Annotated in this window: 21 protein-coding genes and 1 pseudogene; 13 read left to right on the top strand and 9 right to left on the bottom strand. The window is 48.9% G+C overall.

The window, feature by feature from the left end; genetic code table 11:
- Nucleotides 1-174 precede the first annotated feature (174 nt).
- Nucleotides 175-702, bottom strand: coding sequence for a molybdopterin-guanine dinucleotide biosynthesis protein MobB (gene mobB / locus FTE26_RS04375; protein WP_000907641.1), 528 nt, complete (start codon nucleotides 700-702; stop codon nucleotides 175-177).
- A complete protein-coding gene (gene mobA, locus FTE26_RS04370; RefSeq protein WP_001052174.1) occupies nucleotides 684-1,268 on the bottom strand; it encodes a molybdenum cofactor guanylyltransferase MobA in 585 nt (194 codons plus the stop codon). Before mobA ends, mobB begins: the two co-directional genes overlap by 19 nt.
- A 69-nt stretch (nucleotides 1,269-1,337) precedes the next feature.
- On the opposite strand from mobA, the gene FTE26_RS04365 reads away from it, so the two are divergent.
- The 4 genes from FTE26_RS04365 to FTE26_RS04350 all read left to right on the top strand — a co-directional run bounded on the left by FTE26_RS04365 (nucleotide 1,338) and on the right by FTE26_RS04350 (nucleotide 4,898).
- The gene (locus tag FTE26_RS04365; RefSeq protein ID WP_001295263.1) at nucleotides 1,338-1,607 is read left to right on the top strand and encodes a YihD family protein; all 270 of its coding nucleotides are present in this window, start codon (nucleotides 1,338-1,340) and stop codon (nucleotides 1,605-1,607) included.
- A gap of 76 nt (nucleotides 1,608-1,683) precedes the next feature.
- Nucleotides 1,684-2,670, top strand: coding sequence for a stress response kinase SrkA (gene srkA, locus FTE26_RS04360; protein WP_001065520.1), 987 nt, complete (start codon nucleotides 1,684-1,686; stop codon nucleotides 2,668-2,670).
- Between the two features lie 16 nt (nucleotides 2,671-2,686).
- The gene (gene dsbA, locus FTE26_RS04355; RefSeq protein WP_000725337.1) at nucleotides 2,687-3,313 is read left to right on the top strand and encodes a thiol:disulfide interchange protein DsbA; all 627 of its coding nucleotides are present in this window, start codon (nucleotides 2,687-2,689) and stop codon (nucleotides 3,311-3,313) included.
- 154 nt (nucleotides 3,314-3,467) lie between these two features.
- Nucleotides 3,468-4,898: a YdgA family protein gene (locus FTE26_RS04350; protein ID WP_000581437.1), complete on the top strand. Its 1,431-nt coding sequence runs from the start codon at nucleotides 3,468-3,470 to the stop codon at nucleotides 4,896-4,898.
- 40 nt (nucleotides 4,899-4,938) lie between these two features.
- Here the strand turns inward: FTE26_RS04350 and FTE26_RS04345 are convergent, their stop codons facing one another.
- Nucleotides 4,939-5,871: an acyltransferase gene (locus FTE26_RS04345; RefSeq protein ID WP_001303740.1), complete on the bottom strand. Its 933-nt coding sequence runs from the start codon at nucleotides 5,869-5,871 to the stop codon at nucleotides 4,939-4,941.
- Nucleotides 5,872-6,234: 363 nt separating this feature from the next.
- Here FTE26_RS04345 and polA point away from each other — a divergent pair, with 363 nt between their 5' ends.
- Together polA and FTE26_RS20155 are read left to right on the top strand one after the other, a co-directional pair.
- Nucleotides 6,235-9,021, top strand: a complete 2,787-nt coding sequence (gene polA, locus FTE26_RS04340; RefSeq protein WP_000250006.1) for a DNA polymerase I — start codon at nucleotides 6,235-6,237, stop codon at nucleotides 9,019-9,021.
- 165 nt (nucleotides 9,022-9,186) lie between these two features.
- Nucleotides 9,187-9,234: a spot 42 RNA, inhibition of DNA synthesis gene (locus tag FTE26_RS20155; protein WP_071892919.1), complete on the top strand. Its 48-nt coding sequence runs from the start codon at nucleotides 9,187-9,189 to the stop codon at nucleotides 9,232-9,234.
- Between the two features lie 168 nt (nucleotides 9,235-9,402).
- Here FTE26_RS20155 and yihA read toward each other — a convergent pair whose 3' ends face one another.
- Nucleotides 9,403-10,035 carry a ribosome biogenesis GTP-binding protein YihA/YsxC gene (gene yihA, locus FTE26_RS04335; RefSeq protein WP_000183349.1) on the bottom strand — a complete coding sequence of 211 codons (633 nt, stop codon included), beginning with the start codon at nucleotides 10,033-10,035 and terminating at the stop codon, nucleotides 9,403-9,405.
- Nucleotides 10,036-10,331: 296 nt separating this feature from the next.
- Here yihA and FTE26_RS04330 point away from each other — a divergent pair.
- The 3 genes and pseudogenes from FTE26_RS04330 to hemN all read left to right on the top strand — a co-directional run bounded on the left by FTE26_RS04330 (nucleotide 10,332) and on the right by hemN (nucleotide 12,688).
- Nucleotides 10,332-10,498 (top strand): annotated as a pseudogene (locus tag FTE26_RS04330) (hypothetical protein).
- Between the two features lie 118 nt (nucleotides 10,499-10,616).
- Nucleotides 10,617-11,126, top strand: a complete 510-nt coding sequence (yihI, locus tag FTE26_RS04325) for a Der GTPase-activating protein YihI (protein ID WP_001295266.1) — start codon at nucleotides 10,617-10,619, stop codon at nucleotides 11,124-11,126.
- Nucleotides 11,127-11,314: 188 nt separating this feature from the next.
- Complete coding sequence (hemN, locus tag FTE26_RS04320; protein WP_000116090.1) at nucleotides 11,315-12,688, top strand: oxygen-independent coproporphyrinogen III oxidase; 1,374 nt, start codon at nucleotides 11,315-11,317, stop codon at nucleotides 12,686-12,688.
- Nucleotides 12,689-12,877: 189 nt separating this feature from the next.
- On the opposite strand, the gene FTE26_RS04315 is transcribed toward hemN, so the two are convergent.
- The 4 genes from FTE26_RS04315 to glnA all read right to left on the bottom strand — a co-directional run bounded on the left by FTE26_RS04315 (nucleotide 12,878) and on the right by glnA (nucleotide 17,153).
- The gene (locus FTE26_RS04315) at nucleotides 12,878-12,988 is read right to left on the bottom strand and encodes a YshB family small membrane protein (RefSeq protein ID WP_000893994.1); all 111 of its coding nucleotides are present in this window, start codon (nucleotides 12,986-12,988) and stop codon (nucleotides 12,878-12,880) included.
- A 111-nt stretch (nucleotides 12,989-13,099) separates the two neighbouring features.
- The gene (glnG, locus tag FTE26_RS04310; RefSeq protein WP_001188776.1) at nucleotides 13,100-14,509 is read right to left on the bottom strand and encodes a nitrogen regulation protein NR(I); all 1,410 of its coding nucleotides are present in this window, start codon (nucleotides 14,507-14,509) and stop codon (nucleotides 13,100-13,102) included.
- Between the two features lie 11 nt (nucleotides 14,510-14,520).
- On the bottom strand, nucleotides 14,521-15,570 hold the full coding sequence (gene glnL / locus FTE26_RS04305) for a nitrogen regulation protein NR(II) (protein WP_000190580.1): 1,050 nt from the start codon (nucleotides 15,568-15,570) through the stop codon (nucleotides 14,521-14,523).
- 173 nt (nucleotides 15,571-15,743) lie between these two features.
- Nucleotides 15,744-17,153, bottom strand: a complete 1,410-nt coding sequence (gene glnA, locus FTE26_RS04300; RefSeq protein WP_001271717.1) for a glutamate--ammonia ligase — start codon at nucleotides 17,151-17,153, stop codon at nucleotides 15,744-15,746.
- 372 nt (nucleotides 17,154-17,525) lie between these two features.
- On the opposite strand from glnA, the gene typA reads away from it, so the two are divergent.
- From typA to FTE26_RS04280, 4 genes are all read left to right on the top strand, one after another.
- The gene (gene typA / locus FTE26_RS04295; protein ID WP_000570668.1) at nucleotides 17,526-19,349 is read left to right on the top strand and encodes a ribosome-dependent GTPase TypA; all 1,824 of its coding nucleotides are present in this window, start codon (nucleotides 17,526-17,528) and stop codon (nucleotides 19,347-19,349) included.
- Between the two features lie 216 nt (nucleotides 19,350-19,565).
- Nucleotides 19,566-20,276: a GntR family transcriptional regulator gene (locus FTE26_RS04290; protein ID WP_000829806.1), complete on the top strand. Its 711-nt coding sequence runs from the start codon at nucleotides 19,566-19,568 to the stop codon at nucleotides 20,274-20,276.
- Nucleotides 20,277-20,283: 7 nt separating this feature from the next.
- Nucleotides 20,284-21,264, top strand: coding sequence for a sugar phosphate isomerase/epimerase family protein (locus tag FTE26_RS04285; RefSeq protein WP_000256396.1), 981 nt, complete (start codon nucleotides 20,284-20,286; stop codon nucleotides 21,262-21,264).
- Nucleotides 21,265-21,365: 101 nt separating this feature from the next.
- Nucleotides 21,366-22,631: an MFS transporter gene (locus tag FTE26_RS04280; protein ID WP_000956321.1), complete on the top strand. Its 1,266-nt coding sequence runs from the start codon at nucleotides 21,366-21,368 to the stop codon at nucleotides 22,629-22,631.
- Nucleotides 22,632-22,721: 90 nt separating this feature from the next.
- Here the strand turns inward: FTE26_RS04280 and ompL are convergent, their stop codons facing one another.
- Nucleotides 22,722-23,414 carry a porin OmpL gene (ompL, locus tag FTE26_RS04275; RefSeq protein WP_000723475.1) on the bottom strand — a complete coding sequence of 231 codons (693 nt, stop codon included), beginning with the start codon at nucleotides 23,412-23,414 and terminating at the stop codon, nucleotides 22,722-22,724.
- Between the last annotated feature and the right edge of the window lie 35 nt (nucleotides 23,415-23,449).

The following is a 23,449-nucleotide window of genomic DNA, read 5'->3' as shown; positions in this document are numbered from 1 at the left end:
CAGAAGTGAAACGCCGTAGCGCCGATGGTAGTGTGGGGTCTCCCCATGCGAGAGTAGGGAACTGCCAGGCATCAAATTAAGCAGAAGGCCCAGTCGGAAGATTGGGCCTTTTTGCGCTGGTGCAGAAAAAGGTCGGATGCGACACTGGCTGCGTCTGATCCAGCCTACTCTTGCTTATCCGTTCTGCTTTTGCATCCACTCCACCACAAAATCAGCCAGCCCCTCAACATCATTAATATCCAGTAATGCGACATCAAGATTAAGCGGCACATCACTGGCTACAGCAATAACATGCCTGTCTATCACTAATTCTTCAGGTCGATGTCCGGCTCCATCGCGAAACAGCACAATCTTTGCGATCTCTTCATGCTTAAACCCTTCGACCAGAATCAAATCCAGCTTTGAGGTATCCATTCGACTTGCGAGAAACTGTAGATCCAGCTCTTCTTCGTCTGGTGTTTCCGTCATCAAGGCCCATCGTTGCTGGCTGGCAACGATGGTTTGTGCCGCGCCAGCCTTGCGCAGCTCATAGCTATCTTTGCCTGGCTTATCAACATCCATATCATGGTGCGTATGCTTAATCAGCCCTGGACGGATCCCTCTGGCGCATAATGCCGGGATCAGTTGTTTCAAAAGCGTAGTTTTTCCGGTACCACTCCACGCGGCAAAGGCGAGTAACGGTATCATCGTTTTTCCTGCCATCGGGCAAGCTCCTCTGGCGTATTCACGTTAATAAATGCATCTTTATTATCGCTGAAATCAACCGCATGACCGCCAGCCAGACGCATAAATGCCATTACCCGGCGTTCTCCTGCTTGCAGATATTCCAGTAATAAAGGCTCAATTGCGCGGTTTACCAGAGCAATAGTCGGGTGATCGCGTTCACCGTCGTGGACCCACACGACAGGCGCATCTTTGCGCTGATGATTAAGCCGGGCTGCTAAATCCTCGGGAATATAAGGAGTATCGCACGGACAAAACAAAAACCACTCGCCTGCTTCCTGCTGCATTACTGAAAGCATTCCTGCCAGAGGGCCTGGGTAATCCGCCAGTGAATCTTCAATCACTTTCAGACCGCTTGCCTGATAGATTTCCTGATGGCGATTGGCATTAACCACGACGTGAGAGAGCTGCGTCATAAGCGCGTCAGCGACATGTTGCCATAATGGTTTGCCGTTTAATTCAAGCAATCCTTTATCTACGCCGCCCATTCGTCTGGCTTTACCGCCTGCCAGCACAACGCCTGTTATCGTCGTCATCAGATTCACCGATATCGCCTCTTTTATTGTGGGATTGACCCTGCTAACGTGTCTGTCTCAAGAGTAAGGAGCATTACTATGAAATGTAAACGTCTGAATGAAGTTATTGAACTCCTCCAGCCAGCCTGGCAAAAAGAGCCAGACCTTAACCTGTTGCAATTTTTGCAGAAACTGGCGAAAGAGTCAGGTTTTGACGGCGAACTGGCGGATTTGACGGATGACATTCTGATCTATCACCTGAAAATGCGTGATTCCGCGAAAGATGCGGTGATCCCGGGTTTGCAGAAAGATTATGAAGAAGACTTCAAAACGGCGCTGTTACGCGCTCGCGGCGTAATTAAAGAGTAAAAGCTTGTAAGCGGTGCCACCAAAATCATCGTGAAATGATATCCTTCATCATTCGTAATGTTTTCCGGATGATGGGATGAACAACAGCGCTTTTACTTTCCAGACACTACACCCGGATACCATCATGGATGCTCTATTTGAGCAAGGGATCCGGGTGGATTCCGGTCTTACCCCGCTTAACAGCTATGAAAACCGTGTCTATCAATTTCAGGACGAAGATCGTCGACGTTTTGTCGTCAAATTTTATCGCCCTGAACGTTGGACAGCCGATCAAATCCTCGAAGAACATCAATTTGCGTTGCAGTTGGTAAATGATGAAGTTCCGGTCGCAGCACCTGTGGCCTTTAACGGTCAGACTTTATTGAATCATCAGGGATTTTATTTCGCTGTTTTTCCAAGCGTCGGTGGTCGCCAGTTCGAAGCTGATAATATCGATCAGATGGAAGCGGTTGGGCGTTATTTAGGGCGTATGCACCAGACGGGGCGCAAACAGCTTTTTATCCATCGCCCGACCATCGGTCTGAATGAATATCTCATTGAGCCACGCAAGCTGTTTGAGGACGCTACACTGATGCCTTCCGGGTTGAAAGCGGCATTCCTGAAAGCGACAGATGAGCTGATCGCCGCCGTTACAGCACACTGGCGGGAAGACTTCACCGTTCTGCGGCTACATGGAGACTGCCACGCCGGGAATATTCTCTGGCGCGATGGTCCAATGTTTGTTGATCTGGATGATGCACGTAATGGTCCAGCTATTCAGGATTTGTGGATGTTGCTCAATGGCGATAAAGCCGAGCAGCGGATGCAACTGGAAACTATTATTGAAGCTTATGAAGAATTTAGCGAGTTCGACACCGCTGAAATCGGACTGATTGAACCTTTACGCGCCATGCGTTTGGTTTATTATCTTGCCTGGCTAATGCGGCGTTGGGCTGATCCCGCGTTCCCGAAAAATTTCCCGTGGTTAACCGGGGAAGATTACTGGCTGCGACAAACGGCGACTTTTATAGAACAGGCAAAAGTTCTACAAGAACCCCCTTTACAATTAACACCTATGTATTAATCGGAGAGAGTAGATCATGAAAAAGATTTGGCTGGCGCTGGCTGGTTTAGTTTTAGCGTTTAGCGCATCGGCGGCGCAGTATGAAGATGGTAAACAGTACACTACCCTGGAAAAACCGGTAGCTGGCGCGCCGCAAGTGCTGGAGTTTTTCTCTTTCTTCTGCCCGCACTGCTATCAGTTTGAAGAAGTTCTGCATATTTCTGATAATGTGAAGAAAAAACTGCCGGAAGGCGTGAAGATGACTAAATACCACGTCAACTTCATGGGTGGTGACCTGGGCAAAGATCTGACTCAGGCATGGGCTGTGGCGATGGCGCTGGGCGTGGAAGACAAAGTGACTGTTCCGCTGTTTGAAGGCGTACAGAAAACCCAGACCATTCGTTCAGCATCTGATATCCGCGATGTATTTATCAACGCAGGTATTAAAGGTGAAGAGTACGACGCGGCGTGGAACAGCTTCGTGGTGAAATCTCTGGTCGCTCAGCAGGAAAAAGCTGCAGCTGACGTGCAATTGCGTGGTGTTCCGGCGATGTTTGTTAACGGTAAATATCAGCTGAATCCGCAGGGCATGGATACCAGCAATATGGATGTTTTTGTTCAGCAGTATGCTGATACAGTGAAATATCTGTCCGAGAAAAAATAATTAAATGTAAATTACATAAAGCCCGTGAATATTCACGGGCTTTTTTTATTATTTAATAAATATAAATACATTCTGATAATGCATCCTGCCGCTGGACATTATTTCAGCATAAGCGGATATTTAAAGTTTTGCTGTTTTATCAGGGAATATTTATATGATACATAAGTCAGCTACAGGTGTTATTGTTGCGTTAGCCGTAATCTGGGGTGGTGGCACATGGTACACAGGTACGCAAATTCAGCCTGGTGTCGAAAAGTTTATTAAAGATTTTAACGATGCTAAAAAGAAAGGTGAACATGCCTACGATATGACGTTAAGTTATAAAAATTTTGACAAAGGTTTTTTTAATTCTCGTTTTCAAATGCAAATGACATTCGATAACGGTGCACCCGATCTCAATATCAAGCCAGGCCAGAAAGTTGTATTTGATGTGGATGTTGAGCACGGTCCGTTGCCCATCACAATGTTAATGCATGGTAATGTCATCCCAGCACTGGCAGCGGCAAAAGTGAACTTAGTGAATAATGAACTGACACAACCGCTATTTATCGCCGCGAAAAATAAATCGCCCGTGGAAGCGACATTGCGATTCGCGTTTGGTGGCTCATTCTCTACGACATTAGATGTTGCCCCTGCAGAGTATGGAAAGTTTTCTTTTGGTGAGGGCCAGTTTACTTTTAATGGTGATGGTAGTTCATTGTCTAACCTGGATATTGAAGGCAAAGTCGAAGATATTGTTCTGCAATTATCACCAATGAACAAAGTAACGGCAAAAAGTTTTACCATTGATTCTCTGGCGCGATTAGAAGAAAAGAAATTTCCGGTTGGTGAAAGCGAGTCGAAATTTAATCAGATTAACATTATCAATCACGGGGAAGACGTTGCCCAAATCGATGCTTTCGTTGCAAAAACCATGCTGGATCGCGTTAAAGACAAAGATTATATCAATGTCAATCTGACCTACGAACTTGATAAGTTAACAAAAGGGAATCAGCAACTCGGTAGTGGTGAGTGGTCATTGATTGCTGAATCTATTGATCCCTCAGCGGTGCGCCAATTTATCATCCAGTATAACATTGCAATGCAGAAGCAGCTTGCTGCACACCCTGAGTTAGCAAACGATGAAGTTGCTCTGCAAGAAGTGAATGCTGCATTGTTCAAAGAGTATTTACCGTTATTACAAAAAAGTGAGCCGACCATTAAACAACCGGTAAAATGGAAGAACGCACTCGGCGAACTAAATGCCAATCTGGATATCAGTATTGCCGACCCAGCCAAATCTTCATCATCCACAAACAAAGATATTAAATCGCTCAATTTTGATGTGAAGTTACCGCTTAATGTCGTCACAGAAACCGCAAAACAGCTTAATTTATCTGAAGGAATGGATGCGGAAAAAGCGCAAAAGCGGGCTGATAAACAAATCAGCGGGATGATGACCTTAGGTCAGATGTTTCAGTTAATCACGATTGACAACAATACCGCCTCGCTGCAACTGCGTTATACACCGGGTAAAGTTGTTTTTAACGGACAGGAGATGAGCGAAGAAGAATTTATGTCTCGTGCCGGACGTTTTGTTCATTAAAATACTCACTCGCCTCTGCTCATTCAGAGGCGAGCAAAATTTACTTGTCCTGCCGCTGTGATGACATCAACGACGTCAGAAGTCGGTCTTTTTCCTGCCACAGTGAGTTCAGCCATTGCTGAAAATGGCGCTTAAAGCTTTTGTCATTGATGTAGTCGCCATGTAACTCATCGGCAATAGGCTGTAAATCCACATGAACGACAATTCGCGTCAGTTTACCGCTTAACATATCGAAGAACGGCTGACGGTTATTGTCCGGATAACACAGCGTAACATTAAGCAGTTTATCGAATTGTTTACCCAGTACATTTAGCGCCATCGCAATGCCTGCCGCCTTTGGTGGCAACAAGTTTTGAAAAGTGGAGTGGGTTTGCTGATGTTTTTCTTGCGTGAAACGGGAGCCTTCAACGAAATTGACAATGGTGGTGGGATGCAGGCGAAACTTTTCACAAGAACGCCGAGTGGTTTCAACATCTTTACCACGTCGCTCCGGATGACGTAATAAATAAGCGCGGGAATAACGCTTCATAAACGGCATATCCAGCGCCCAGCACGCCAGGCCAAGAAATGGCACCCAGGCCAGCTGTTGCTTGAGGAAATATTTATTCATCGGAATGTGCTTACGAAACAGCACGCACAGTACGACAATATCTGCCCAACTACGGTGGTTACAAATAAGCAGATACCAGTTCTTCTTACTTAACCCTTCCAGCCCGTGAACTTCCCATTGCAGGTGTGGGTTCAGATGCAGTAATACCGCCAGACCTTCACACCAGCAATACATCATAAAATCACAAAAACGCGAAACCTTTCGCCAAATGACTGGCACAGGTAGCAATAGTTTTACAATCCCGGCAATGATGATCGGGACGGAACAAAAAATAGTGACCAAAATGGTCAATACGATACTCAGCAAAAGGGTTATCGCAGCGAGTATTCTCGTCATAATGAATTTATTCAAAAGGTTAGCCATAGACAGTGCGCTAAAGAAGCGCAAGGCGCAGATTTTAGCAGAAAACGACCCAAATAACGGATGATCCTTAAGGAGAAAAATAATTCATATCTATCCACATTAGAAAAAATCCCATTATCTCAATTATTAGGGATGGCTTTATTTTTAACTACATGAAAAACAAAGACAAACATCATACTGTAAAAAGCATGATAATAAATTAAAAGCGATGTAAATAATTTATGCACAAAGTTATCCACATGACGATTTGCGAGCGATCCAGAAGATCTACAAAAGATTTTCACGAAAAGCGGTGAAAAACTCATGTTTTTATCCTGTCTGTGGCATCCTTTACCCATAATCTGATAAACAGGCACGGACATTATGGTTCAGATCCCCCAAAATCCACTTATCCTTGTAGATGGTTCATCTTATCTTTATCGCGCATATCACGCGTTTCCCCCGCTGACTAACAGCGCAGGCGAGCCGACCGGTGCGATGTATGGTGTCCTCAACATGCTGCGCAGTCTGATCATGCAATATAAACCGACGCATGCAGCGGTGGTCTTTGACGCCAAGGGAAAAACCTTTCGTGATGAACTGTTTGAACATTACAAATCACATCGCCCGCCAATGCCGGACGATCTGCGAGCACAAATCGAACCTCTGCACGCGATGGTTAAAGCGATGGGACTGCCGCTGCTGGCGGTTTCTGGCGTAGAAGCGGACGACGTTATCGGTACTCTGGCGCGCGAAGCCGAAAAAGCCGGGCGTCCGGTGCTGATCAGCACTGGCGATAAAGATATGGCGCAGCTGGTGACGCCAAATATTACGCTTATCAATACCATGACGAATACCATCCTCGGACCGGAAGAGGTGGTGAATAAGTACGGCGTGCCGCCAGAACTGATCATCGATTTCCTGGCGCTGATGGGTGACTCCTCCGATAACATCCCTGGCGTACCGGGCGTCGGTGAAAAAACCGCGCAGGCATTGCTGCAAGGTCTGGGCGGGCTGGATACGCTGTATGCCGAGCCAGAAAAAATTGCTGGGTTGAGCTTCCGTGGCGCGAAAACAATGGCAGCGAAGCTCGAGCAAAACAAAGAAGTTGCTTATCTCTCATACCAGCTGGCGACGATTAAAACCGACGTTGAACTGGAGCTGACCTGTGAACAACTGGAAGTGCAGCAACCGGCAGCGGAAGAGTTGTTGGGGCTGTTCAAAAAGTATGAGTTCAAACGCTGGACTGCTGATGTCGAAGCGGGCAAATGGTTACAGGCCAAAGGGGCAAAACCAGCCGCGAAGCCGCAGGAAACCAGTGTTGCAGACGAAGCGCCAGAAGTGACGGCAACGGTGATTTCTTATGACAACTACGTCACCATCCTTGATGAAGAAACACTGAAAGCGTGGATTGCGAAGCTGGAAAAAGCGCCGGTATTTGCATTTGATACCGAAACCGACAGCCTTGATAACATCTCTGCTAACCTGGTCGGGCTTTCTTTTGCTATCGAGCCAGGCGTAGCGGCATATATTCCGGTTGCTCATGATTATCTTGACGCGCCCGATCAAATCTCTCGCGAGCGTGCACTCGAGTTGCTAAAACCGCTGCTGGAAGATGAAAAGGCGCTGAAGGTCGGGCAAAACCTGAAATACGATCGCGGTATTCTGGCGAATTACGGCATTGAGCTGCGTGGGATTGCGTTTGATACCATGCTGGAGTCCTACATTCTCAATAGCGTTGCCGGGCGTCACGATATGGACAGCCTCGCGGAACGTTGGTTGAAGCACAAAACCATCACTTTTGAAGAGATTGCGGGTAAAGGCAAAAATCAACTGACCTTTAACCAGATTGCCCTCGAAGAGGCCGGACGTTACGCCGCCGAAGATGCTGATGTCACCTTGCAGTTGCATCTGAAAATGTGGCCGGATCTGCAAAAACACAAAGGGCCGTTGAACGTCTTCGAGAATATCGAAATGCCGCTGGTGCCAGTGCTTTCACGCATTGAACGTAACGGTGTGAAGATCGATCCGAAAGTGCTGCACAATCATTCTGAAGAGCTCACCTTGCGTCTGGCTGAGCTGGAAAAGAAAGCGCATGAAATTGCAGGTGAAGAATTTAACCTTTCTTCCACCAAGCAGTTGCAAACCATTCTGTTTGAAAAACAGGGTATTAAACCGCTGAAGAAAACGCCGGGTGGCGCGCCGTCAACGTCGGAAGAGGTACTGGAAGAACTGGCGCTGGACTATCCGTTGCCAAAAGTGATTCTGGAGTATCGTGGTCTGGCGAAGCTGAAATCGACCTACACCGACAAGCTGCCGCTGATGATCAACCCGAAAACCGGGCGTGTGCATACCTCTTATCACCAGGCAGTAACTGCAACGGGACGTTTATCGTCAACCGATCCTAACCTGCAAAACATTCCGGTGCGTAACGAAGAAGGTCGTCGTATCCGCCAGGCGTTTATTGCGCCAGAGGATTATGTGATTGTCTCAGCGGACTACTCGCAGATTGAACTGCGCATTATGGCGCATCTTTCGCGTGACAAAGGCTTGCTGACCGCATTCGCGGAAGGAAAAGATATCCACCGGGCAACGGCGGCAGAAGTGTTTGGTTTGCCACTGGAAACCGTCACCAGCGAGCAACGCCGTAGCGCGAAAGCGATCAACTTTGGTCTGATTTATGGCATGAGTGCTTTCGGTCTGGCGCGGCAATTGAACATTCCACGTAAAGAAGCGCAGAAGTACATGGACCTTTACTTCGAACGCTACCCTGGCGTGCTGGAGTATATGGAACGCACCCGTGCTCAGGCGAAAGAGCAGGGCTACGTTGAAACGCTGGACGGACGCCGTCTGTATCTGCCGGATATCAAATCCAGCAATGGTGCTCGTCGTGCAGCGGCTGAACGTGCAGCCATTAACGCGCCAATGCAGGGAACCGCCGCCGACATTATCAAACGGGCGATGATTGCCGTTGATGCGTGGTTACAGGCTGAGCAACCGCGTGTACGTATGATCATGCAGGTACACGATGAACTGGTATTTGAAGTTCATAAAGATGATGTTGATGCCGTCGCGAAGCAGATTCATCAACTGATGGAAAACTGTACCCGTCTGGATGTGCCGTTGCTGGTGGAAGTGGGGAGTGGCGAAAACTGGGATCAGGCGCACTAAGATTCGCCTGAACATGCCCTTTTTTCGTAAGTAAACAACATAAGCTGTCACGTTTTGTGATGGCTATTAGAAATTCCTATGCAACAACTGAAAAAAAATTACAAAAAGTGCTTTCTGAACTGAACAAAAAAGAGTAAAGTTAGTCGCGTAGGGTACAGAGGTAAGATGTTCTATCTTTCAGACCTTTTACTTCACGTAATCGGATTTGGCTGAATATTTTAGCCGCCCCAGTCAGTAATGACTGGGGCGTTTTTTATTGGGCGAAAGAAAAGATCCGTAATGCCTGATGCGCTATGTTTATCAGGCCAACGGTAGAATTGTAATCTATTGAATTTACGGGCCGGATACGCCACATCCGGCACAAGCATTAAGGCAAGAAAATTATTCGCCGTCCTGCGTTTCTTCTACAGGCTGCATCTCGCTAAACCAGGTATCCAGTTTCTGCCGCAGCTTGTCCACGCCTTGTTTCTTCAACGAAGAAAACGTTTCAACCTGCACATCACCGTTAAACGCCAGTACAGCTTCACGCACCATATTCAATTGCGCTTTACGTGCGCCGCTTGCCAGTTTGTCCGCTTTGGTCAGCAGCACCAGAACGGCGATATTGCTGTCTACCGCCCACTCAATCATCTGCTGATCCAAATCTTTCAGCGGATGGCGAATATCCATTAGCACCACCAGACCTTGCAGGCTCTGACGTTTTTCGAGGTATTCGCCGAGCGCACGCTGCCATTTGCGCTTCATCTCTTCCGGGACTTCCGCATAACCGTACCCAGGCAAGTCAACCAGACGCTTGCCGTCAGCCACTTCAAACAGGTTGATAAGCTGGGTGCGCCCTGGGGTTTTTGAGGTACGAGCCAGGCTTTTCTGGTTAGTCAGCGTGTTCAGCGCGCTGGATTTACCTGCGTTGGAACGGCCTGCAAAAGCCACTTCAATTCCGGTATCGGAAGGTAGGTGGCGAATATCAGGCGCACTCATCACAAAATGCGTCTGTTGATAATTCAAATTAGTCAAAGCGGTCGTCTCCGTCAGTCAAAGCTTTGTGGCGATTATACCTGAACCATAATAAAAGGCGGATTTTTCGGCGTGAGCGTTGTAAGTAAAAGCCATACGCTTTGTGAGACATTGCCGATAGTCTTTATGCGAAATAGCAGAGAAAATTCTGCGATGCATGTCAAATAAGCTATATAAATCAGTGAATTGCTTTTATATAAAACTCTGAAAATGTGCAAATACTGATGGCGGTTGATTGTTTGTTTAAAGCAAAGGCGTAAAGTAGCACCCATAGAGCGAGGACGCTAACAGGAACAATGACTCAGGATGAGGGTCAGGAGCGCCAGGAGGCGAAGACAGAGGATTGTCAGGAAGACAAACGTCCGGAGACGTAATTAAACGGAAATGGAATCAACACGGATTGTTCCGGCTAAAGGAAAAACAGGGTGTGTTGGCGGCCTGCAAGGATTGTAAGACCCGTTAAGGGTTATGAGTCAGGAAAAAAGGCGACAGAGTAATCTGTCGCCTTTTTTCTTTGCTTGCTTTCTGTTAGATTCCGCCGCAAATCTATACTGAATAAAACGGCTAAAAGACGAACCATTATGAAACCATCATCTTCAAACTCACGCAGCAAAGGTCATGCAAAAGCGCGTCGAAAAACACGCGAGGAGCTGGATCAGGAAGCTCGTGATCGCAAGCGTCAGAAAAAACGTCGTGGTCATGCGCCGGGCAGCCGCGCAGCGGGCGGAAACACCACGTCAGGCAGCAAAGGCCAGAACGCACCAAAAGATCCACGTATTGGCAGTAAAACCCCTATTCCATTGGGCGTGACTGAAAAAGTCACCAAACAGCACAAACCGAAGAGTGAGAAACCTATGCTTTCACCGCAGGCGGAGTTGGAATTACTGGAAACGGATGAGCGTCTGGATGCGCTGCTGGAACGTCTGGAAGCAGGCGAAACCCTGAGTGCCGAAGAGCAATCCTGGGTGGATGCTAAACTGGATCGTATTGATGAGTTGATGCAGAAACTCGGCCTCTCTTATGACGATGACGAAGAAGAGGAAGAAGACGAGAAGCAAGAAGACATGATGCGTCTGCTGCGGGGCAACTAACGGATTGCCGCCGTGGGCCTTCCCGTTCTGCTGATAACCCTTCCGGTTATATGTTATCTGGTGTGGTTATTCGTTAAACTACAGCGGTTGTCGCGGCGACAAAAGTGGCTGCGCAACCGGCTGATGACCCGAAACGGGCATCCGCCGGTACGCCGTAGCCGCCAGAGACGCCATCGGAAGGAGTGAGCATGTCTGTACAGCAAATCGACTGGGATCTGGCCCTGATCCAGAAATATAACTATTCCGGGCCACGATACACCTCGTACCCGACCGCGCTGGAGTTTTCAGAAGACTTCGGCGAACAGGCGTTTTTACAAGCCGTGGCGCGCTATCCTGAGCGTCCATTATCTCTCTACGTACATATCCCGTTCTGCCATAAGCTTTGTTACTTCTGCGGTTGCAATAAGATTGTTACTCGCCAGCAGCACAAGGCCGATCAGTATCTGGACGCGCTGGAGCAAGAAATCGTCCATCGTGCACCGCTGTTCGCCGGGCGTCACGTCAGCCAATTGCACTGGGGCGGCGGAACGCCGACGTATCTGAATAAAGCGCAAATCAGCCGCCTGATGAAGCTGCTGCGCGAAAACTTCCAGTTCAATGCCGATGCGGAGATTTCGATCGAAGTCGATCCGCGGGAAATCGAACTGGATGTACTCGATCATTTACGCGCCGAAGGCTTTAATCGCCTGAGCATGGGCGTGCAGGACTTCAACAAAGAAGTGCAACGTCTGGTTAACCGCGAGCAGGATGAAGAGTTCATCTTTGCACTGCTTAACCATGCGCGTGAGATTGGTTTTACCTCCACCAACATCGACCTGATTTACGGCCTGCCGAAACAGACGCCGGAGAGTTTCGCCTTTACCCTGAAACGTGTGGCGGAGCTGAACCCCGATCGTCTGAGTGTCTTTAACTACGCGCATCTGCCGACCATTTTTGCTGCTCAGCGCAAAATCAAAGATGCTGACCTGCCGAGTCCGCAGCAAAAACTCGATATCCTGCAGGAAACCATCGCCTTCCTGACGCAATCGGGCTATCAGTTTATCGGTATGGATCACTTTGCCCGTCCGGATGACGAGCTGGCGGTGGCCCAGCGTGAAGGCGTGCTGCATCGTAACTTCCAGGGCTACACCACTCAGGGCGATACCGATCTGCTGGGGATGGGCGTTTCCGCCATCAGCATGATTGGCGACTGCTACGCGCAGAACCAGAAAGAGTTGAAGCAGTACTATCAGCAAGTGGATGAACAAGGCAATGCGCTGTGGCGTGGTATTGCGCTAACGCGTGATGACTGTATTCGCCGCGATGTGATTAAGTCGCTCATCTGCAACTTCCGTCTGGATTACGCCCCTATTGAGAAACAGTGGGATTTGCACTTCGCTGATTACTTTGCGGAAGATCTCAAGCTGCTCGCCCCGTTAGCAAAAGATGGGCTGGTGGATGTGGATGAGAAGGGAATACAGGTGACGGCGAAAGGTCGCTTGCTGATCCGCAACATTTGCATGTGCTTTGATACCTATCTGCGCCAGAAAGCGCGGATGCAGCAGTTCTCACGGGTGATTTAAATAGTGAATGGCGCTTCGTTTACAAAGTAGAAAACGAAAGCGCCATCAATGTGCTGAGAACAAGATTGCCTGATGCGCTACGCTTATCAGGCCTACAAAACCTGTTGAAAATATTGCTTTTGTAGGCCGGATAAGGCGTTCACGCCGCATCCGGCATGAACAAAGAGCACTTCATCAGCAATCTGAAACTCAACTAAACAGCCCAATCATTGCGGCACACAGCACGGCAGCAACGGCAGTTTGCGGTGTGTGGCTGTCAACTGCGCCACTCGATACCAGATTAATTATTGATTCCAGCATAATGACTCTCCCCGTTTTCCGGGCAAGATCATACTGAACTTATCGGAACAGTAAAGCGTAAAATACCAGCAATTTGCGCTCAATAATCAATCTTTACACACAAGCTGTGAATCACTCCATCCCCAGCTCTTTTAACTTACGCGTCAGGGTGTTGCGGCCCCAGCCGAGTAGCCGCGCCGCTTCCTGTTTATGCCCCTGCGTATGTCGCAACGCGGTCGTCAGTAACGTCCGCTCCAGCTCTGGCTGCGCTTCGGAAAGCAGATTTTGATGACCGGAACGCAGCGCTCTGTCTGCCCACTGCGCAAGAAGCGTCGCCCAGCTGTCCGGTTGCATTTGCGAAGTACTCTCCGCAACCGTTGATTCAAACAGTTCGCCGGGCAAATCCTGAATCAACACTTCCTGCCCGGCGGCCATCACCGTTAGCCAGCGGCAGGTGTTTTCCAGCTGGCGCACGTTGCCTGGCCACGCCAGACGCGTCAGAGCAGCTTCGGTTTCCGGATGCAGTAACTTCGCTTCTACGCCCAGTTCGCGCGCGGCAACCTGTAAAAAATGGCGCGCCAGACGGGGAATATCTTCCCGACGTTCGCGCAGCGGCGGCAGATGAACGCGGATAACGTTCAGGCGGTGGAACAGATCCTCACGGAACTTACCTTCCTGCACTCGCTGTTCGAGATTCTGGTGAGTGGCAGCGATAATCCGCACATCCACTTTCACCGGCGCATAGCCGCCAACGCGGTAAAACTGACCGTCTGCCAGCACGCGCAGCAAACGCGTCTGCACATCCAGCGGCATATCACCAATTTCGTCGAGGAATAATGTACCGCCATCGGCCTGTTCAAAACGCCCCTGACGAATGGTATTCGCGCCAGTAAACGCGCCTTTCTCGTGGCCAAACAGTTCTGATTCGATCAAATCTTTTGGGATAGCTGCCATATTCAGCGCGATAAACGGCGCTTTGGCGCGCGGACTGTGGCGATGCAGGGCATGAGCGACCAGTTCTTTACCGGTGCCGGATTCGCCGTTAATCAGCACGCTAATAGAAGAACGCGAAAGCCGACCGATAATACGGAACACGTCCTGCATGGCTGGCGCTTCGCCGATGATATCGGTCGTTGGGCCGTTAAGCTGAATATTACGCGGCTGCTGCTGTTCCTGGTAATGACTGATGGCGCGCTCAACCAGCGCGACGGCTTCGTCGATATCAAACGGTTTGGGCAGATAATCAAACGCCCCTTGTTGATAGGCGCTGACGGCAGCATCCAGATCGGAATGTGCGGTCATAATGATGACCGGAAGCATTGGATGGCGCTGTTTAATCTGCTTGAGCAGCGCCAGCCCGTCCATTCCCGGCATACGGATATCTGAAAGCAGCACATCCGGCGTTTTGCTCGCCAGCGCCTCCAGCACTTCCGCGCCGTTCTCAAATGTCGTACAGGTTAAACCCGCTCCAGCGAGCGCACGTTCAAGCACCCAACGGATGGAACTATCGTCATCGACTACCCAGACTATCCCTCGTTGCATAAACGTCACCTTTATTTCCTGATAGGCAGGTAAACCGAGAACTCGGTATGACCTGGCCAACTGGTAAATTCAATTTTGCCTGAATGCTGATCAATCAAATTACGGGCGATGGATAAGCCAAGCCCGGTGCCACCTTCGCGGCCGCTGACCATCGGGTAAAACAGCGTATCCTGCAAATGAGGCGGAATGCCCGGCCCGTTATCTTCCACATCAATCCGCGCCGCCAGCCGGTAGCGCTCGCCGTGTAAGGTCAGTTGAAACGCGGTGCGGGTACGCAGAATGATTTCACCGCCTTCCGGCCCCAGCGCCTGTAGCGCATTGCGCACAATATTCAGCAAGACCTGTTCAATTTGATCCGGGTCGTGCGCCAGTTCCGGCAGGCTGGGATCGTAATCACGAATCAACCGCACGTTGTCCGGCAGTTCCATCGACACCAGCGTTACCACGCGTTCAGCCACTTTGTGAATACTTTCGGTAACGCGCGTACCGGGCAGCTGCGGCCCCAACAGACGGTCGACCAGATTTCGCAGCCGGTCCGCCTGTTCGATAATCACTTTGGTATATTCGAGTAGTGATGGGTCAGGTAACGCTTTGCTGAGCAGCTGCGCCGCGCCACGTAAACCGCCAAGCGGATTTTTAATCTCATGTGCCAGGCCGCGCACTAAATCACGGGCAGCAACCTGCTGGGCGTGCTGTAGCTGTTCCTGACTTAAGCGGCGCTGGTTATCCATCGGAGCCATCTCCAGCAGGATCATGCCGTCCGGCATACGCTGGGCCGTCACAGAAAGAATATGCGAGCGCCCGTCGAGGACCAGCGTCACTTCGTTATCGGTAAAACCTTGCCCCGCCTCCAGACTTTCTTGCATCAGCTCGATATTTAATGAGAAGTAGCTCAACAGTTCCGGTAACGGTGTACCAAACAATTTGCGGGAGCTTTGGGCGAGCAGTTGTTGCGCGGCAGGGTTGGCGTAATGGATCGCCAGGTTGTCATCGATTAACAAAATACTGTTAATCAGCGAGTTGAGGATCTGCCCAGCATCGGGCTGCGTGCCTGTTGCCATAAAGCAGTCTCCTGAACAGGTTGCACCATTTTAGTGCATTATAGCTTTTTACGGATAAAAAGCGCGAAGCATCAGAGAATTGACGGAGAAAAAAGCCCATGCAGAGATGGGCTGAAAGTTTCCACGGCAACTAAATCCCGGCGTTGTTGCGCCGGGTAGTACAACTTCAACTATTAGACGCTGTAGTACAGCTCAAACTCTACCGGATGCGGAGTCATACGCACGCGGTCATCTTCTTCGCGACGCAGAGCGATGTACGCATCAATTGCTTCGTCAGTGAACACGCCACCGGCTTTCAGGAACTCGCGGTCCAGATCCAGTTCGTTCAGTGCTTCTTCCAGAGAGCCTGCAACCTGTGGGATCTCTTTCGCTTCTTCTGGCGGCAGGTCATACAGGTTTTTGTCCATGGCTTCGCCCGGATGGATCTTGTTCTTGATACCATCAAGACCGGCCATCAGCAGGGCAGCAAAGCACAGGTACGGGTTAGCTGCCGGATCCGGGAAACGTACTTCGATACGACGTGCTTTCGGAGAAGAAACCACCGGAATACGGATAGACGCAGAACGGTTACGCGCAGAGTAAGCCAGCATTACCGGTGCTTCATAGCCCGGGACCAGACGCTTATAAGAGTTGGTGGTCGGGTTTGCCAGGGCGTTAATCGCTTTAGCGTGTTTGATTACGCCGCCAATGTAGTACAGCGCCTGCTCAGACAGACCTGCGTATTTGTCGCCTGCGAACAGGTTAACGCCGTTTTTAGACAGAGACATGTGGCAGTGCATACCGGAGCCGTTATCACCGAACATCGGTTTTGGCATAAAGGTCGCGGTTTTACCGAAGCGGTGCGCTACGTTGTGCACAACATATTTGTAGATCTGAATTTCGTCAGCTTTTTTGGTCATGGTATTGAAGCGGGTAGCCACTTCGTTCTGACCAGCAGTCGCTACTTCGTGGTGATGGGCTTCAACCACCAGACCCATCTGTTCCATCACCAGACACATTTCAGAACGAATATCCTGAGCAGAGTCTACCGGCGGAACCGGGAAGTAACCGCCTTTCACTGCCGGACGGTGACCTTTGTTACCACCTTCATATTGGGTGGAGGAGTTCCATGCGCCTTCGATATCGTCGATAGCAACGTGAGAACCGGAGATAGATGATCCGAAACGGATGTCATCGAACAGGAAGAATTCAGGTTCTGGCCCGAACAGTACGGTGTCGGCAATGCCAGTGGAACGCAGGTAATCTTCGGCGCGCTTCGCAATGGAGCGCGGGTCACGGTCATAGCCTTGCAGGGTGCCAGGTTCAAGGATGTCGCAACGGATAATCAGGGTGGAGTCGGCGAAGAACGGGTCAATCACTGCGGTGGATGCGTCTGGCATCAGCACCATGTCGGACTCGTTAATGCCTTTCCAGCCGCCAATCGAGGAGCCGTCAAACATTTTGCCTTCTTCGAAGAATTCAGCATTCACCTGATGAGCAGGGATAGTGACGTGCTGTTCTTTACCTTTAGTATCGGTGAAGCGCAAATCAACAAACTTCACTTCGTGCTCGTTCAGCATCGTCAGTACGTGTTCAGCGGACATACTTTAACTCTCCTGGATTGGTCATGGTCGTCGTGGTAACGAAATCTGCAATTATTTTGGCCGTGTCGCCGTAAAAAAGATAAAGCGAAATCTGTGCCAACTTTTAAATTGCCCCTAAAAGGCGTTATCATGCGCACCATCGTGCAAAAGGGCTGCACCACGATGTGAATGTTGCACCAATATAGTGCTTCAATGGAAACATTAAGCACCATGTTGGTGCAATGACCTTTGGATAACCCTTTTTATGCTCCGTGAAAGCGATCACAAAGGGACTCTGCAATACTTGTTTGCGGAGGATGTTTGTGATCCTGTTTTGTAGTGCGATTAATCCGTGTACAATAACGCGCTATTTCTAATGCCTGAGGCAAAGTTGTGATCGAAAAATTGCGTAATATCGCCATCATCGCGCACGTAGACCATGGTAAAACCACCCTGGTAGACAAGCTGCTCCAACAATCCGGTACGTTCGACTCTCGTGCCGAAACCCAAGAGCGCGTGATGGACTCCAACGATTTGGAGAAAGAGCGTGGGATTACCATCCTCGCGAAAAACACCGCTATCAAATGGAATGATTACCGTATCAACATCGTTGATACCCCGGGGCACGCCGACTTCGGTGGTGAAGTTGAACGTGTAATGTCCATGGTAGACTCAGTGCTGCTGGTGGTTGACGCATTTGACGGCCCGATGCCGCAAACGCGCTTCGTAACCAAAAAAGCGTTTGCTTACGGCCTGAAGCCGATTGTTGTTATCAACAAAGTTGACCGCCCTGGCGCGCGTCCTGATTGGGTTGTGGATCAGGTATTCGATCTGTTCGTTAACCTCGACGCGACCGACGAGCAGCTGGACTTCCCGATCGTTTACGCTTCTGCTCTGAACGGTATCGCGGGTCTGGACCACGAAGATATGGCGGAAGACATGACCCCGCTGTATCAGGCGATTGTTGATCACGTTCCTGCGCCGGACGTTGACCTTGACGGTCCGTTCCAGATGCAGATTTCTCAGCTCGATTACAACAGCTATGTTGGCGTTATCGGCATTGGCCGCATCAAGCGCGGTAAAGTGAAGCCGAACCAGCAGGTCACTATCATCGATAGCGAAGGCAAAACCCGCAACGCGAAAGTCGGTAAAGTGCTGGGCCACCTCGGTCTGGAACGTATCGAAACCGATCTGGCGGAAGCTGGCGATATCGTGGCGATCACGGGCCTTGGCGAACTGAACATTTCTGACACCGTTTGCGACACGCAAAACGTTGAAGCGCTGCCGGCACTCTCCGTTGATGAGCCGACCGTTTCTATGTTCTTCTGCGTTAACACCTCGCCGTTCTGCGGTAAAGAAGGTAAGTTCGTAACGTCTCGTCAGATCCTGGATCGTCTGAACAAAGAACTGGTACACAACGTTGCGCTGCGCGTAGAAGAAACCGAAGACGCCGATGCGTTCCGCGTTTCTGGTCGTGGCGAACTGCACCTGTCTGTTCTGATCGAAAACATGCGTCGTGAAGGTTTCGAACTGGCGGTATCCCGTCCGAAAGTTATCTTCCGTGAAATCGACGGTCGTAAACAAGAGCCGTATGAAAACGTGACGCTGGACGTTGAAGAACAGCATCAGGGTTCTGTAATGCAGGCGCTGGGCGAACGTAAAGGCGACCTGAAAAACATGAATCCAGACGGTAAAGGCCGCGTACGTCTCGACTACGTGATCCCAAGCCGTGGTCTGATTGGCTTCCGTTCTGAGTTCATGACCATGACTTCCGGTACTGGTCTGCTGTACTCCACCTTCAGCCACTACGACGACGTACGTCCGGGTGAAGTGGGTCAGCGTCAGAACGGCGTACTGATCTCTAACGGTCAGGGTAAAGCGGTCGCGTTCGCGCTGTTCGGTCTGCAGGATCGCGGTAAGCTGTTCCTCGGTCACGGTGCAGAAGTTTACGAAGGTCAGATTATCGGTATTCATAGCCGCTCTAACGACCTGACTGTAAACTGCCTGACCGGTAAGAAACTGACCAACATGCGTGCTTCCGGTACTGACGAAGCCGTTGTTCTGGTTCCGCCTATCCGCATGACTCTGGAACAAGCTCTGGAGTTCATCGATGATGACGAACTGGTAGAAGTGACCCCGACCTCTATCCGTATTCGTAAACGTCACCTGACGGAAAACGATCGTCGTCGCGCTAACCGCGCACCGAAAGACGATTAATTTCGTTTTTTAGTCATAAAAAACCTGCCAGCGCTGGCAGGTTTTTTTTTACCTGTCGTGAGCGCACACCAATGCGAGTATCTCCCTTATAAGTCTGGGATTACGTCAATAGAGAGCTTTGTCACAATTATCTGCAAAGTCATACGCCGTTAATTGCTTTCTTTTTTGGCGTAAGCGTAAGATGCTTCATCTGGTTTAAACCAAAAGGATTAAACAATGGCGGAGAATCAATCCACCGTAGAAAATGCAAAAGAGAAACTGGATCGGTGGTTGAAAGATGGCATCACCACGCCGGGTGGAAAACTCCCTTCAGAAAGAGAGCTGGGAGAGCTGCTGGGCATTAAACGTATGACGCTGCGCCAGGCGTTGCTGAACCTCGAGGCAGAATCCAAAATCTTCCGTAAGGATCGTAAAGGGTGGTTCGTGACTCAGCCGCGATTTAATTACAGCCCGGAGCTGTCGGCGAGCTTTCAGCGGGCCGCAATTGAGCAAGGGCGGGAACCTTCCTGGGGGTTTACCGAGAAAAGCCGTACCAGCGACATTCCCCAGACGCTTGCGCCACTGATTGCAGTGACGCCATCAACCGAACTCTATCGTATTACCGGCTGGGGGGCGCTGGAAGGACATAAAGTTTTCTATCATGAAACATATATTAATCCTGAAGTTGCCCCAGGTTTTATTGAACAACTTGAAAACCACTCATTTTCTGCAGTCTGGGAAAAGTGCTACCAAAAAGAGACGGTAGTAAAAAAATTGATTTTCAAACCCGTCAGAATGCCGGGCGATATCAGCAAGTATCTTGGCGGTTCTGCGGGTATGCCAGCGATCTTAATTGAAAAGCATCGCGCCGACCAGCAAGGCAATATTGTCCAGATAGATATTGAATATTGGCGATTTGAGGCCGTAGACCTCATCATTAATCTGTAGGTGTTTTATGGTGACAATAAATAACGCAAGAAAGATTCTACAACGTGTCGACACTCTTCCTCTTTATTTACATGCTTATGCCTTTCATTTAAATATGCGGCTGGAAAGAGTGTTGCCTGCTGATTTACTTGATATCGCAAGTGAAAATAATCTACGTGGCGTCAAAATCCATGTTCTGGATGGCGAGCGTTTTTCTCTTGGTAATATGGACGATAAAGAACTCTCTGCCTTTGGAGATAAAGCCCGCCGTCTGAACCTTGATATTCATATTGAAACCAGCGCCTCAGATAAGGCATCTATTGACGAAGCCGTCGCCATTGCGTTGAAAACTGGGGCATCGTCCGTACGTTTTTATCCACGTTATGAAGGTAATTTGCGCGACGTATTATCGATTATCGCTAACGACATTGCCTATGTACGGGAAACGTATCAGGACAGCGGCCTGACTTTTACGATCGAGCAGCATGAAGATTTAAAAAGTCATGAGCTGGTGTCGCTGGTCAAAGAAAGTGAGATGGAATCTCTTTCCTTACTGTTTGATTTTGCGAACATGATCAATGCAAATGAGCATCCCATCGACGCTTTAAAAACGATGGCACCGCATATTACCCAGGTCCATATCAAAGATGCCTTGATCGTTAAAGAACCGGGTGGCCTGGGTCATAAAGCCTGTATTTCAGGTCAGGGTGATATGCCGTTCAAAGCGTTATTAACGCACCTTATCTGCCTGGGTGATGATGAGCCGCAGGTGACGGCATATGGCCTGGAAGAAGAGGTTGATTACTATGCGCCGGCGTTCCGCTTTGAAGACGAAGATGATAATCCGTGGATCCCTTATCGCCAGATGAGTGAAACACCATTGCCAGAAAATCATTTACTGGATGCGCGGTTACGTAAAGAAAAAGAAGATGCAATTAATCAGATAAATCATGTGCGTAACGTACTACAACAAATCAAACAAGAGGCAAACCATCTTCTGAACCACTAATAAGTTTTAACTCATACGCAGTTAATAAAACCATTCCATATGAATGGTCGGTATCTTATTGCCTTTAAAACAGTGATTTTAAAAATCGCTTAGGGGATGTTATGCTCACGAAAAAGAAATGGGCGTTATTTAGTCTATTAACATTGTGTGGCGGTACAATTTATAAATTACCGTCGCTGAAAGATGCGTTTTATATCCCGATGCAGGAATATTTCCATTTGACCAATGGTCAAATTGGTAATGCTATGTCGGTAAACTCATTTGTCACGACAGTGGGTTTTTTTCTGTCTATTTATTTTGCCGATAAACTACCGCGCAGATACACCATGTCATTCTCACTCATTGCGACAGGATTACTGGGTGTTTATTTGACGACAATGCCGGGGTATTGGGGCATCCTCTTTGTCTGGGCGCTATTTGGCGTTACTTGCGACATGATGAACTGGCCGGTCTTGCTCAAGTCGGTAAGTCGATTGGGCAATAGCGAACAACAAGGTCGGTTGTTTGGCTTCTTCGAAACAGGGCGTGGCATTGTCGATACCGTGGTGGCATTTTCTGCGTTGGCAGTATTTACCTGGTTTGGCAGTGGCTTATTGGGTTTTAAAGCAGGCATCTGGTTCTATTCCCTTATTGTGATTGCCGTAGGCATTATTATTTTCTTTGTCCTGAATGACAAAGAAGAGGCACCGTCCGTTGAGGTGAAAAAAGAAGACGGAGCATCGCAAAACACCAGTATGACCTCGGTGCTGAGAGACAAAACCATCTGGCTTATCGCTTTTAACGTCTTCTTCGTTTACGCGGTTTACTGTGGCCTGACATTCTTCATTCCATTCCTGAAAAACATCTATCTATTGCCCGTTGCGCTGGTGGGGGCTTACGGCATCATTAACCAATACTGTCTGAAAATGATTGGTGGACCGATTGGTGGCATGATTTCAGATAAGATCCTGAAATCGCCGAGTAAATATCTATGCTACACCTTTATCATCAGTACCGCTGCGCTCGTACTGTTGATTATGCTGCCGCACGAAAGTATGCCGGTCTATTTAGGGATGGCATGTACGCTGGGCTTTGGCGCGATAGTCTTTACACAGCGAGCCGTATTTTTTGCACCTATCGGCGAAGCAAAAATTGCTGAAAATAAAACAGGTGCGGCGATGGCGTTGGGTAGCTTTATTGGTTACGCTCCGGCGATGTTCTGCTTCAGTCTGTATGGCTACATTCTGGATTTAAATCCGGGGATTATTGGCTACAAAATCGTGTTTGGCATTATGGCCTGCTTCGCATTCAGTGGTGCGGTGGTTTCCGTAATGCTGGTTAAGCGTATTAGCCAACGTAAGAAAGAGATGCTGGCGGCTGAAGCTTAATTAATGGCCGGATGTGCTTAATCCGGCCAATGAAAACCGTATCAACCGTAGGCCGGATAAGGCGTTTACGCCGCATCCGGCAGTTTCACATCAGAAGAAATACTTCGTCCCGATACGGATCTGGTTTTGCTCGCGGTGGTACGGTTCGACGTTGCGGTCTAACCAGCGCAATTCGAAATAAGGGAGCCAGTTTTCATTAATACGGTAACGGAAGGTGTTAGTGATTTCCCAATGATGATCTTTCCCGTTGCTACTATTAAAGTCATTCACTCGCATGAAGTAATGTGGCTCAAATGTATAGGAAAATTTATCGGTGATTTTAAAATTCCAGTAGGTGCCAATTTCATAGGTGTCATTATTATCCAGTTCCCCGCTCAAATCTGTTGAACTATAGTTATTATGGTTATAGCGATTTCGTACTGTCAGATTAAACCATGGTACAAATTTATAGTTGACGTCCAGATACACTGCACCACCCGAACCGATACTCTTATCATTAATTAAGCCACCGGGCTGGATGGTTAATTTATCGGTTGGTTTGAATAAAGGATACCAACCTTCAATTTCATTATAGCCATGTTTTAGTTCATCTTCTCGCTGAAAGGTGTAGGTATTGGTTAACATAATACCCGCGCCCATATCGAAGTTATAACCCACACGTAGCATAACCTCGCCCTGATCGGAGGCAAGATTATATGCCTCCCTGTTTTCGACGTATGCGCCAGCAAATACCGAGGCAGAGGTCAGAGAAGATAATAAAATTATTGCATTAATCTTTTTCATAATAAGTCCATTTTTTAAACGTAGGGAGGCCGCCA

Source organism: Escherichia sp. S10b (assembly GCF_028421345.1).
In the GTDB taxonomy this organism is placed as follows: Bacteria; Pseudomonadota; Gammaproteobacteria; order Enterobacterales; family Enterobacteriaceae; genus ECMA0423.
This window is presented reverse-complemented; position numbering and strand designations above follow the sequence as displayed.